11 protein-coding genes are annotated in these 12,219 nt (G+C 66.9%); 6 read left to right on the top strand and 5 right to left on the bottom strand.

Annotated elements, in window-relative coordinates; all coding sequences use genetic code 11:
- Positions 1-30: 30 nt before the first annotated feature.
- The 5 genes from ACNFBT_RS22555 to paaN all read right to left on the bottom strand — a co-directional run bounded on the left by ACNFBT_RS22555 (position 31) and on the right by paaN (position 5,350).
- Positions 31-438: a c-type cytochrome gene (locus ACNFBT_RS22555; RefSeq protein WP_416752959.1), complete on the bottom strand. Its 408-nt coding sequence runs from the start codon at positions 436-438 to the stop codon at positions 31-33.
- Positions 439-999: 561 nt separating this feature from the next.
- Positions 1,000-1,914 carry a transcriptional regulator FeaR gene (gene feaR, locus ACNFBT_RS22550; protein ID WP_416752958.1) on the bottom strand — a complete coding sequence of 305 codons (915 nt, stop codon included), beginning with the start codon at positions 1,912-1,914 and terminating at the stop codon, positions 1,000-1,002.
- A 139-nt stretch (positions 1,915-2,053) separates the two neighbouring features.
- A complete protein-coding gene (gene paaX, locus ACNFBT_RS22545) occupies positions 2,054-2,977 on the bottom strand; it encodes a phenylacetic acid degradation operon negative regulatory protein PaaX (protein WP_416752957.1) in 924 nt (307 codons plus the stop codon).
- A 77-nt stretch (positions 2,978-3,054) separates the two neighbouring features.
- Positions 3,055-3,654 carry a phenylacetic acid degradation protein PaaY gene (gene paaY, locus ACNFBT_RS22540; RefSeq protein WP_416752956.1) on the bottom strand — a complete coding sequence of 200 codons (600 nt, stop codon included), beginning with the start codon at positions 3,652-3,654 and terminating at the stop codon, positions 3,055-3,057.
- Between the two features lies 1 nt (position 3,655).
- Positions 3,656-5,350: a phenylacetic acid degradation protein PaaN gene (gene paaN, locus ACNFBT_RS22535; protein ID WP_416752955.1), complete on the bottom strand. Its 1,695-nt coding sequence runs from the start codon at positions 5,348-5,350 to the stop codon at positions 3,656-3,658.
- A gap of 404 nt (positions 5,351-5,754) precedes the next feature.
- Between paaN and paaF the strand changes: the two genes are divergently transcribed.
- From paaF to paaK, 6 genes are all read left to right on the top strand, one after another.
- Positions 5,755-6,528: a 2,3-dehydroadipyl-CoA hydratase PaaF gene (gene paaF, locus ACNFBT_RS22530; protein ID WP_207886808.1), complete on the top strand. Its 774-nt coding sequence runs from the start codon at positions 5,755-5,757 to the stop codon at positions 6,526-6,528.
- A 40-nt stretch (positions 6,529-6,568) separates the two neighbouring features.
- Positions 6,569-7,360 (top strand): 2-(1,2-epoxy-1,2-dihydrophenyl)acetyl-CoA isomerase PaaG, encoded by a 792-nt coding sequence (gene paaG / locus ACNFBT_RS22525; protein ID WP_416752954.1) that lies wholly within the window; start codon positions 6,569-6,571, stop codon positions 7,358-7,360.
- 3 nt (positions 7,361-7,363) lie between these two features.
- Entirely contained in the window at positions 7,364-8,881 is a 1,518-nt protein-coding gene (gene paaH, locus ACNFBT_RS22520) for a 3-hydroxyacyl-CoA dehydrogenase PaaH (RefSeq protein WP_416752953.1), read from the top strand.
- Positions 8,874-9,314 carry a hydroxyphenylacetyl-CoA thioesterase PaaI gene (paaI, locus tag ACNFBT_RS22515; RefSeq protein WP_416752952.1) on the top strand — a complete coding sequence of 147 codons (441 nt, stop codon included), beginning with the start codon at positions 8,874-8,876 and terminating at the stop codon, positions 9,312-9,314. The genes paaH and paaI overlap by 8 nt, the downstream gene beginning before the upstream one ends.
- Positions 9,315-9,319: 5 nt before the next feature.
- Positions 9,320-10,525: a 3-oxoadipyl-CoA thiolase gene (gene pcaF, locus ACNFBT_RS22510; protein WP_416753126.1), complete on the top strand. Its 1,206-nt coding sequence runs from the start codon at positions 9,320-9,322 to the stop codon at positions 10,523-10,525.
- Between the two features lie 173 nt (positions 10,526-10,698).
- Positions 10,699-12,018, top strand: a complete 1,320-nt coding sequence (gene paaK, locus ACNFBT_RS22505) for a phenylacetate--CoA ligase PaaK (RefSeq protein WP_416752951.1) — start codon at positions 10,699-10,701, stop codon at positions 12,016-12,018.
- Positions 12,019-12,219 lie beyond the last annotated feature (201 nt).

Below are 12,219 nucleotides of genomic sequence, written 5' to 3'. Positions count from 1 at the left end.
CGGGCCGCTGTGGCCCGTTCGGAAATGGGGTCAGTGTTGCTGGCTGAGCCAACAGGTCACGGCACGGCGCTCGGCGGCGTCGGCCAGGCCGGTGAACGGCATGTAGGTGCCGGGCACCGCGGACTGCGGCTGGGTGATGAAGGCGTCGAGGTTGTCGCGGGTCCAGGCTGCGCCCTTGGTCTTCATGGCCTCGGAATAGCTGAAGCCGGCCAGCGAGCCGGACATCCGACCGACCACGCCGTGCAGGTTGGGGCCCATCATTCCCGGGCCGTTCTTCTGCGCGGAGTGGCAGACGGAGCAGTCGCGGGCGAATACGTTCTGGCCCTGCTCGGCTTCGGCGGCCGGACAGGTATCCGCCATTGCGACAGCGCCCTGGGTGGCGGCCAGCGCCAGCAACAGTGCGCCGGCGGCGGCCTTGAGGGATTTGTGGAAAGACATCTGGCTCCACCTCGGAATCAGTCAGGCCGGCCTGGGAGGCACGCCGGCACGCGCAAGGGATTCGCGCTTTACGAGGGGGATTGTTACCGGGGTCGGAACGGCGGGACTTTTTCTGTGTGCCAGTTGGTTTGGCGGGGGTGCCAAGAAGCGGGATGACGGGGTTGAGCTTGGTGTAGGGCGCATGAAGCGGAACGCTTCATCCGCCGACAGACGTTCACACCCGGGTTTCGGCGGATAACGCTGGCGCGTTATGCGCCCTACGTGTCTGCATCCATGCAGTCGTTTCCCATAGGGAGAGGGAGCACATCGGCATCGGGAGATAGGCCGTGCCATCCAGCAGCTCCGAACAGTCCCCTCTCCCTCCGGGAGAGGGTTAGGGTGAGGGGTTGTTCGCGGACACCGATGTTCAGACACGTAGGGCGTATAACGCTCCGCGTTATACGCCAACTGACCTGGGCCCTCCCCTGCTCGGGATCGACCATCGGATCAGAGGTCCAGCTCAGCCAATGCGTGGGCGATGACGCCGGTGTATCGGCGTACAACCGCGAACGGTTGTACGCCCTACTGTGCATACCGCTTGCGGTACTCGCCCGGGGAAACCCCGAAGCGCGACTTGAACGCCGTGGAGAAATAGCTGGAGTCCGAGAAGCCCCAGGCATAGCCCAGCGCCGACAGCTTCTGCTCGAAGTGCGCGTTGCGCAGCGACTCGGCGCAGAAGTCCAGGCGGCGGTTCTTGATGTACTGGGCGACGACCATGCCCTTCTTCGAGAACATGCGGTACAGGCCGCGCACGGAGACGCCGACCTCGCGGGCGATCAGTTCCGGGCAGAGCTCCTCGGCGCTGATGTGTTCGTCGATGAACGACACCGACTTGCGGAACAGCCGCTCATGGCTGTCGCACTCGCTTTCCTGGCCGCTGATCGCCGGACGCAGCAGGCTGACCAGGGCGTCCAGGGTGGCTTCGCTTTCCTGCATGCCGATGCCGTCGTGGCGGCTGACTTCGCCGACCATGCCGCTGGCCAGCGCGGCGATCGGCGCGCTGCCGGGAATACGCGTCGCGCAGTTCACCGTGGTGATCCGCGCACGCTCGAACACCTGGCGCGGCACGATCAGCGAGACCTGGCGGGCCTTCTCCAGGTAGGTCATGTTGCTCGGCTGGCTGGCGTCGATCAGGGTGATGTCGCCACGGGAGAGCTCCACGCGGTTGTCACCCTGCTCCAGGCGCGAGCGGCCGTCGAGCTGGAACACGGCGTAATAGTTGTTGCTGCCGCCGGCCGAGATCTCCTTGCTGGTCCGGTAGAGGCTGATCTGGGCCAGTTCGACCTGGCTCAGCTTGATGGCGCCGCCCTGAAATTCCTTGAGCTCGCTACTGAACTCCGGCCCCAGGGGATGCGCGGCGAAACGCCCGCACGCCTGGTTGATCCGCGCCAGCCATGCCTCGAAGGCATCGCCGCGCGCTTGGGTTGAGGTATTCATGACCAGCAAAGCCTCGCGCTTTCTTGTTGTTATCAGCGTCCACCTCAATGGGCGGATCGACGTTGATCGATATCAGGACCGATCACTTGGCCTGCGCCGCCTATCGGTGACGCAGACCAAGGCACATTTCAGGCCAACTTCACTTCAATCCGCCGAAACGGCGGTAGAAGCTTTCACCCACATCCGGCAGCGGACCGTCGGCGGTTTCCAGGTTGGCGTTCAACCACTCTTCCGCCTTGGCGTAGATCAGCCGGTAGATATTGCGGCACAGCTGCCTGGCCGCGCGCCCTTCCCAGTCGCCGGGCAGCAGTTCGTCCGGCAGCTGCGGATCGCGCAGGAGCAGCCGGCGGTATTCGTGGATCAGCAGGATGCGCGCCAGGAAGCAGTCCGACGGCTGCAGGTTGTCCTGCTCGCGCAGCACCTGCCAGAGCGGGCGGAACAGGCGGATGAACTCGCTGTAGTGGCTCGCCAGCTCGTCGATGTTCCAGCTCTCGCGCACCTGCAGGCGCATGGCGCGGGACGCCAGCACGTCCTGGGCGTGGGTATCGAAGATGATGCTGTCGTCCAGCGCCTCCAGGTCCTGCAGGGTCGTCACCAGGTCGGCGCGGTCGCCGCGCGGACAGGCCAGTACGGTCGGGGCGATGGCGCCAAAGCCCTGCCATTCCAGCTCCTCGCGCACCTGCTTGCGCTTGTCCGCGGCCAGCTGGGAGAGCATCACCAGGGTCCAGGCGCCGTCCCAGGCCGGCAGGCTGGAGCTGTACACCCGCTTGAAGGCCTTCTCGAAACGCCGCCGGCCGGTGCCGGTCAGGCTGTAGTAGCTGCGCCGGCCGACCTTCTCGGCGGTCAGCCAGTCCTCCTTGGTCAGGCGGAAGATCGAGGTGCGGATCAATCGCTCGTTGATGCCGATGGGCTCCAGCAGATTGATCAGGCTGCCCAGCCAGACGGTGCCGCCATGGGGTTCGATGGCATCGCCATAGAGGGTGATGATCAGCGAACTGGCGCGGATCGGCGTCTGTTCCTGGAAACGGGTAATCAGCTGTTTCAGCGGTGCGAGGGCGGTCATGGTCTGGCTGGGCACGGACAAAGGCCCGACTATACCTGCCCGCCGGGCCGCCTTGCCATTGGTGTGAACCCCAGTGGTCATTGGGAGTTGTCCCCTTTGGGGCGCACTCCCGAATCGCCCATGCGCGGGCGGTCCGCCTCCACTTCCGCCAGCGGCGCGCATTCCACCAGGCTTGCCAGGCAGCGCCGGGCCAGCTCCTGGTATTCGCGGGTGCCACGTTGCTTCCAGGCCACCTCCTCGTCGCTCAGCACGCGCTTCACGGCAGCAGGCGCGCCCATCACCAGGCTCTGTGGCGGGCATTCGAAGCCGGCCTTGACGAAGGCGGCGGCGGAAACGATGGAACGTTCGCCAATCCGGGCGTTGTCCATCACCACCGCGTTCATCCCCACCAGCGCATCGGCACCGACGACGCAGCCATGCAGCACCGCACCGTGGCCGACATGGCCATTGCGCTCGACCACGGTGTCGCTGTTGGGGAAGCCGTGCATCACGCAGGTATCCTGCAAGTTGGCCCCCTCTTCCAGGACGATCCGCCCGAAATCGCCGCGCAATGCCGCCAGCGGGCCGATATAGCAACCCGGACCGACGATCACGTCACCGATCAGTACGGCGGTCGGATGAACAAAAGCGGTCGGGTGCACCACCGGGGTCACCCCGTCCAGGCTGTAGCACGGCATCTCAGGCGCCCTCCACCGGTGCGTGACGGCGGCTCTGCACCACCACGAAGCGCCGCGTCACGAAGGCGCCATCGGTGATTGATGCGTTCGCCGTGGGGTTGCCACCGGTGGCGTGGAAGTCGCTGAAGGCCGCCGACTGGTTGACGAACACGCCGCCGTCGAAGTTCACCGACAGCGACACCGCCACGTCCTGGGCGAAGCTCTCCGCCCGGTCGAGGAAGTCAGCGTCCGTGGAGTAGACGCCCAGGGTCATGGCGCCCTTCTCTTTCAATACGTCGCCGGCCACCTGCAGGCTGTGGGCGCTGTCATCGGTGGCGATGACGAAGGCGATCGGGCCGAAGCGCTCCTCGCCGAACGCGGCGCGGTCGGCGGCATCGACCTTGAGCAGCAGCGGCGTGCGCACGCGGGCTCCGGGGAACTGCGGGTGTTCACGGCACTCGCTGTCGAGCAGGACCTCGCCCAGTTCGCGGCAGGCCAGAATGCGTTCGGCGGTCGCCTCGGACTGGATCGCGCCAAGCACACCGCAGGCGCGCTCGTTGTCGGCAAGGAAGCCACGCACGGCACCGGCCAGCGCCTGGGCGACCTCGTCGAAGCTGACATGCTCCGCGCCATTGCGGATGCCGCCGCGCGGCACGTAGATGGCCTGGGTGGTGGTGCACATCTGTCCGGAATACAGGCTGAGGCTGAAGGCCAGGTTACGCGTCACGGCCTTGAGGTCGCGCATGCTGTCGATGATCACGCTGTTGACGCCGGCCTTCTCGGTGAACACCTGGGCCTGGCGGGCGTTGTCTTCGAGCCAGTTGCCGAAGGCACTGGAGCCGGTGAAGTCGACCAGTTTCACCCGCGGATCGAGGGCCAGCACCTGGCTGACCGGTGCTTCGGCAGTATCCACCACCAGGCTGACCAGCGCCGGATCGAAGCCCAGCTCGCCGAGAACCTCCTGCGCCACCCGGACGCTCATCGCCACCGGCAGGATAGCCGCCGGGTGCGGCTTGACCAGTACCGGGTTGCCAGTGACCAGGCTGGCGAACAGGCCCGGATAAGTGTTCCAGGTCGGGAAGGTGGCGCAACCGATCACCAGCGCCAGGCCACGCGGGACGATATGCCAGCGCTTGTCCAGCACCAGCGGCTCGGCCTTGCCCTGCGGCTTGGTCCAGCAGGCGGTTTCCGGTACTTCGGCCATGGCCCGCCAGGCGTAGGCCAGCGCTTCCAGGGCTCGGTCCTGCGCGTGGGCGCCGCCAGCCTGGAAGGCCATCATGTAGCCCTGCCCGCTGGTGTGCATTACCGCATGAGCCATGGTCGGGCTCAACGCCGCCAGACGCCGGACGATCTCCAGGCAGGCGCCAACGCGAGCCTTGGCCCCGGCATCGCGCCAGGCCGGCAGGGCTTGCTGCTGGCGGTTCAGCAATTCATCGGTGTCGTACTGGTCGTAGGTCACGCCCAGATCGAAGCCATAGGGCGAGCGCTCGGCGCCAGCGTGGCCAACGGCTTGCGGTCCCTGCAATTGGAAATGGCGGTTGAGCAAGGCCTCGAATGCCGCCTGGGCGCCCTTCACCGACTCCTCCGGATACTGCTTGAGGCTTTCCCCGTGGGGCGACCAGTAGTCGCGGCGGGCGATGGCCTCCACGGCGCGTTCGAGGGTGGCGCGGTGATGCTCGAACAGTTCGAGGGCGGAGGCCTGGGCGGCGGACGACATGGGGATTCCTCTTCTAGTAGTTGTGGCGGTGCACGCGACGCAAGGGGCGGGACACTTCGCAAAGCGATCAACTTGCTTTCAGATTTTGTATCACATCATTTTGAAACAGGAAAGCACCACACGCCGTATCGCTTTCAACAAGCCTCAACAGAGCCACCGACAAACGGCAACATCGCTTCAGAAGCCCGCCATTTCTGACCGACAACCCGAAATGCGAGCGTGGGGAAAATTCGAAACCGACCCAATACAAGACACACAAATACATTTTGCACTTGTTGTTTTGTATCGCTTTAGGCATATACTGCGGAAAACCCGGGAGACCTCCGCCTACCGCGCAGGACATACCCTGGATTCCAACAATGAGCCGGCCTGCGATGCCGTGCGTGCAGCCTGAGGACGATGTCATGCCTCGCACCCTTGCCGTTCAGATGCCTGAAGCGGGCGTCCGCCTGATCACCCTGCAGCGTCCCGAGGCGCTGAACGCACTGAACACCGAACTGCTCGGCGAACTGGCCGCCGAACTCGACGCCGCCGAGCAGGACAGCGAAACCCGCGCCGTGGTGCTGACCGGCAGCCGCAAGGCCTTCGCCGCCGGCGCCGACATCAAGGAGATGGCCGAGCGCGACCTGGTCGGCATCCTCAATGACCCCCGCGTCGGCTACTGGCAGCGCATCGCCGCCTTCTCCAAGCCGCTGATCGCCGCCGTCAACGGCTTCGCCCTGGGCGGCGGCTGCGAGCTGGCGATGCACGCCGACATCCTCGTCGCCGGCGAAGACGCCCGCTTCGGCCAGCCGGAAATCAACCTCGGCATCATGCCCGGTGCCGGCGGCACCCAGCGCCTGCTGCGCGCCGTGGGCAAGCCACTGGCGATGCAGATGGTGCTCACCGGCGAAGCCATCGACGCCCGCCACGCCCAGCGCGCCGGCCTGGTCAGCGAAGTCACCCAGCCTGAATTCACCGTCGAGCGCGCCCTGCAGATAGCCCGCAGCATCGCCGCCAAGGCGCCGCTGGCCGTGCGCCTGGCCAAGGAAGCGCTGCTCAAGGCGCAGGACACCGATCTGGCCACCGGCCTGCGCTTCGAACGTCACGCCTTCACCCTGCTGGCCGGCACTGCCGACCGCAATGAGGGCATCAGTGCTTTCCAGGAAAAGCGCAAACCCGTCTATCAGGGCTGCTGAGCCCCTTCTCCTATTGCCCATTGATGGAGCGAGTCCGCCCATGAACTTCGAGCACATCCTGTTTTCCATCGAGGACGGCGTCGCCCTCCTCAGCCTGAACCGCCCGGAGCAGCTCAACAGCTTCAACGCCGCCATGCATGGCGAAGTGCGCGAAGCACTCAAGCAGGTCCGGCAGAACCCGGAAGCCCGCGTCCTGCTGCTGACCGGCGAAGGCCGCGGCTTCTGCGCAGGCCAGGACCTGTCCGATCGCAACGTCGCCCCCGGCGCGGACATGCCCGACCTGGGCCAGTCCATCGAACAGTTCTACAACCCGCTGATCCGCACCTTGCGCGACCTGCCGCTGCCGGTCATCTGCGCGGTCAACGGCGTAGCCGCTGGTGCCGGCGCGAACATCCCTCTGGCCTGCGACCTGGTGCTGGCGGCGCGCTCGGCCAGCTTCATCCAGGCCTTCTGCAAGATCGGCCTGATCCCCGATTCCGGCGGCACCTGGACCCTGCCGCGCCTGGTCGGCATGGCCCGCGCCAAGGCTCTCGCGCTGCTGGGCAACCGCCTCACAGCCGAACAGGCCGAGCGATGGGGTCTGATCTACCAAGTGGTGGATGACGCCAACCTGCGCGAAGAAGCCCTGAAGCTCGCCCGCCACCTCGCCACCCAGCCGACCTATGGCCTGGCGCTGATCAAGCGCAGCCTCAACGCCAGCCTGAACAACAGCTTCGACGAGCAGCTGGAACTGGAGCGCGACTTGCAGCGCCTGGCCGGCCGCAGTGAGGACTACCGCGAGGGCGTGTCCGCCTTCATGGAAAAACGCACCCCCAGCTTCAAGGGCCGCTGATCGATGAGCGCATTACTGCAAGACGCGAAAGTCGCGGTGATCGGCGCCGGCGCCATGGGCGCGGGCATTGCCCAGGTCGCCGCCCAGGCCGGTCACCCGGTGAAGCTCCATGACAACCGCCCCGGCGCTGCCGCCCAGGCCATCGATGGCATCGACCGCCAACTCGGTCGCCTGGTGGAGAAAGGCAAGCTGGGCGCGGAGGAACGAGCCGCCATCGTTGCACGCCTGCAACCGGTGGAAGCCGTCGAGGCGCTGGCCGACTCGAAGCTGGTGATCGAAGCCATCGTCGAGAACCTGGAGGTCAAGCGCGGCCTGTTCCAGCAGCTGGAAGCGCTGTGCGCCGAGGACTGCATCCTCGCCAGCAACACCTCCTCGCTGTCCATCACCAGCCTCGCCGCCGGCCTCAAACGCCCGCAGCAGGTGGTCGGCATGCACTTCTTCAACCCGGCGCCGCTGATGCCGCTGGTGGAGATCGTCTCCGGCCTCGCCACCGATCCGGCGCTGGCTGACAGCCTCTACGCCACCTCGCTCGCCTGGGGCAAGAAGCCGGTCCACACCCAATCCACGCCCGGCTTCATCGTCAACCGCGTGGCGCGCCCCTTCTATGCCGAGAGCCTGCGCTTGCTGCAGGAAGGCGCCGCCGACTGCGCCACGCTGGATGCGCTGATGCGCGACGCCGGCGGCTTCCGCATGGGCGCCTTCGAGCTGACCGACCTGATCGGCCATGACGTCAACTACGCAGTGACCTGTTCGGTGTTCGCCGCCTACTACGGCGACTTCCGCTTCCAGCCCTCGCTGATCCAGAAGGAACTGGTGGACGCCGGCCGCCTCGGCCGCAAGAGCGGCCAGGGTTTCTATGACTACGCCGAAGGCGCCGAGCGCCCGCAGCCGGCCAGCCTGAGCAGTGCCGCCACCGTGAACACCTGCGTGCTGGAAGGCAACCTGGGCGTCGCCCAGCCGCTGGCCCAGCGCCTGATAGATGCCGGCATCGAAGTTGTCCAGCGCGCCGGCAGCGGCCTGCTGCGCGTCGGCGATGCAGTGATCGCGCTGTCCGACGGCCGCCTCGCCAGCCAGCGCGCCAAGCAAGACGGCCTGCGCAACCTGGTGCTGATCGACCTCGCACTGGATTACACCAAGGCTTCGCGCCTGGGCATTTCCACCTCGGCGGACACCACGCCCGAAGCGCTCGACCAGGCCGTCGCCCTGCTCGCCAGGGCCGGCATCTCCGCCAGCCGCCTGAGCGACAGCCCCGGCCTCGCCGTGCTGCGCACCGTCGCCATGCTCGCCAACGAAGGCGCCGATGCCGTGCTGCACGGCGTGGGCAGCGCCGGCGACATCGACCTCGCCATGCGTGCCGGGGTGAACTACCCGCAGGGCCCACTGGCCTGGGCCGGGCAAATCGGCATCGGCTGCGTACTGCACGTGCTGGACAACCTGCAGGCCGCCTACGGCGAGGACCGCTATCGCCCGTCCCTGTTGCTGCGCCGCCTGCACGCCGAGGGGAGAACCTTCCATGGCTGACGCCAGCCGACTGGCCCTGACCTGCGCCGAGGCCATGTATGAGCGCGACCAGGCCACCCGGCGCATGGGCATCCAGCTGCTGGATGCCGGCCCCGGCAGTTCGAAGCTGTCGATGCGTGTGTGCGAGGACATGATCCAGGGCCACGGCACCTGCCACGGCGGTTACCTGTTCGCCCTGGCCGACTCGGCCTTCGCCTTCGCCTGCAACAGCTACAACGACGCCACCGTCGCCATCGGCTGCAGCATCGATTTCGTGGCGCCGGCCCGCGAGGGCGACGAGCTGACCGCCAGCGCCTGCGAGCAGAGCCGCAGCGGCCGCACCGGCAACTACGACGTGCGCATCGAGAATTCCCAGGGCCAACTGATCGCCCTGTTCCACGGCAAATCCTACAAAGTGCGCGGCACCGTGCTGGCGCAGGAGACCTCCGAATGAGCGATATGACCGACGCCCTGATCATCGACGCCGTGCGCACGCCCATCGGCCGCTACGCCGGCGCCCTGTCCGGCGTGCGCGCCGACGACCTCGCGGCCATCCCGATGAAGGCCCTGATGCAGCGCCACCCGGAGCTGGACTGGAGCGCCATCGATGACGTGATCTTCGGCTGCGCCAACCAGGCCGGCGAGGACAACCGCAACGTCGCACACATGGCCTCGCTGCTGGCCGGCCTGCCGGTGACCGTGCCCGGCACCACGCTGAACCGCCTGTGCGGCTCGGGCCTGGACGCCGTGGGCAGCGCCGCGCGCGCCCTGCGCTGCAACGAGGCCGGGCTGATGCTGGCCGGCGGCGTGGAATCCATGTCCCGCGCGCCCTTCGTGATGGGCAAGTCCGAGCAGGCCTTCGGCCGCAGCGCGGAAATCTTCGACACCACCATTGGCTGGCGCTTCGTCAACAAACTGATGAAGCAGCAGTTCGGCATCGACTCCATGCCGGAGACCGCCGAGAACGTCGCCGAGCAGTTCAACATCAGCCGCGCCGACCAGGACGCCTTCGCCCTGCGCAGCCAGCACAAGGCCGCCGCCGCCCAGGCCAACGGCCGCCTGGCGAAGGAAATCGTCCCGGTGGAGATTCCCCAGCGCAAGGGCCCGGCCAAGCTGGTCGAGCAGGATGAACACCCGCGCGGCGATACCACCCTGGAGCAACTGGCCAAGCTCGGCACGCCGTTCCGCGAAGGCGGCAGCGTCACCGCCGGCAACGCCTCGGGGGTCAACGACGGCGCCTGCGCCCTGCTGATGGCGACCCCGGCGGCCGCCGCGCGCCACGGCCTGAAGGCCCGCGCCCGCGTGGTGGCCATGGCCACCGCCGGCGTCGAGCCACGCATCATGGGCATCGGCCCGGTGCCGGCGACCCGCAAGGTGCTGGAGCTGGCCGGCCTGGCGCTGAACGACATGGACGTGATCGAGCTGAACGAAGCCTTCGCCGCCCAGGGCCTGGCCGTGCTGCGCGAGCTGGGCCTGAAGGATGACGACGCACGGGTGAACCCCAACGGCGGCGCCATCGCCCTCGGCCATCCGCTGGGCATGAGCGGCGCGCGCCTGGTCACCACCGCCCTGCATGAACTGGAAGAACGCGGCGGCCGCTACGCCCTGTGCACCATGTGCATCGGCGTCGGCCAGGGCATCGCGCTGATCATCGAACGGATCTGAACCCACAGAAGTTTCGAACCCCGTACCGCCAGTCGTGAAAGCCACCGCCTGGCAGGCAGAGCAACATCTCTGACAGGGGTTCGAAACTTTCCGCGAACGGGGGCGTTATCCTGCTCCCATGACACTCGCAGCCCGCACCCGGGCTGGCGTACAAGAACAAATCGAGTGAACCCATGAACATGTACCATGATGCCGAACGTGCCCTGCTTGACCCGATGGAAACCGCCAGTGTCGACGAGCTGCGCCAGCACCAGCTGGAGCGCCTGCGCTGGAGCCTCAAGCACGCCTACGACAACGTCCCGCTGTACCGCCAGCGCTTCGACGCGGCGGGCGTCCACCCCGACGACCTGAAAACCCTGGAAGACCTGGCGAAGTTCCCCTTCACCGGCAAGAACGACCTGCGCGACAACTACCCCTACGGCATGTTCGCCGTGCCGCAGAGCGAGATCGTGCGCCTGCACGCCTCCAGCGGCACCACCGGCAAACCCACCGTGGTCGGCTACACGCAGAACGACATCGACACCTGGGCCAACGTGGTCGCCCGCTCCATCCGCGCCGCCGGCGGCCGCAAGGGTGACAAGGTGCACGTGTCCTACGGCTACGGCCTGTTCACCGGCGGCCTGGGCGCGCACTACGGCGCCGAGCGCCTGGGCTGCACCGTGATCCCCATGTCCGGCGGCCAGACCGAGAAGCAGGTCCAGCTGATCCGCGACTTCCAGCCGGACATCATCATGGTCACCCCGTCCTACATGCTCAACATCGCCGACGAGATCGAGCGCCAGGGCATCGACCCGCACAGCCTCAAGCTGCGCCTGGGCATCTTCGGCGCCGAACCCTGGACCGCCGAGCTGCGCCGCGCCGTGGAGGAACGCATGGGCATCACCGCCCTGGACATCTACGGCCTCTCGGAAATCATGGGCCCGGGCGTGGCCATGGAATGCGCCGAAACCAAGGACGGCCCGACCGTCTGGGAAGACCACTTCTACCCCGAGATCATCGACCCGGCCACCGGCGCCGTACTGCCCGACGGCGAATACGGCGAACTGGTGTTCACCTCGCTGTCCAAGGAAGCGCTGCCGATGATCCGCTACCGCACCCGCGACCTGACCCGCCTGCTGCCGGGCACCGCGCGGCCGATGCGGCGCATCGACAAGATCACCGGGCGCAGCGACGACATGCTGATCATCCGCGGAGTGAACGTGTTCCCGACGCAGATCGAGGAGCAGGTGCTGAAGATCAAGCAGCTCGCCGAGTGCTACGAGATCCACCTGCACCGCAACGGCAACCTCGACTGCATCGACGTGCACGTCGAACTGCGCCACGACCTGCAAGGGCTCTCGGCGGACGAGCAGAAGGCCATCGGCAACGAGCTGGGCAAGCAGATCAAAACCCACATCGGCATCAGCGCCCGCGTGCTGGTGCAGCCGTCCCACAGCCTCAAGCGCTCGGAAGGCAAGGCCTGCCACGTGTATGACAATCGGCCCAAGGGCTGATCGATCAGCGTGATGAAAAAGCCCCGCTTCGGCGGGGCTTTTTGCTTTCTGATAATTCGTCGCCGATCCGCCCTCACCCCAGCCCTGGCTGCGCGCCCCGCTCCTGAGGGAGAGGGGGCGATTCTCAGTCGCCGGCTGACTCGGCATCTCCATTCACACCGAACGGTCCCCTCTCCCTCCGGGAGAGGGTTAGGGTGAGGG

This window comes from Pseudomonas sp. NY15181, assembly GCF_048068055.1.
Taxonomy (GTDB): Bacteria; Pseudomonadota; Gammaproteobacteria; order Pseudomonadales; family Pseudomonadaceae; genus Pseudomonas.
The sequence above is the reverse complement of the archived record's forward strand: the minus strand, read 5'-3'. Positions and strand labels throughout refer to the sequence as shown.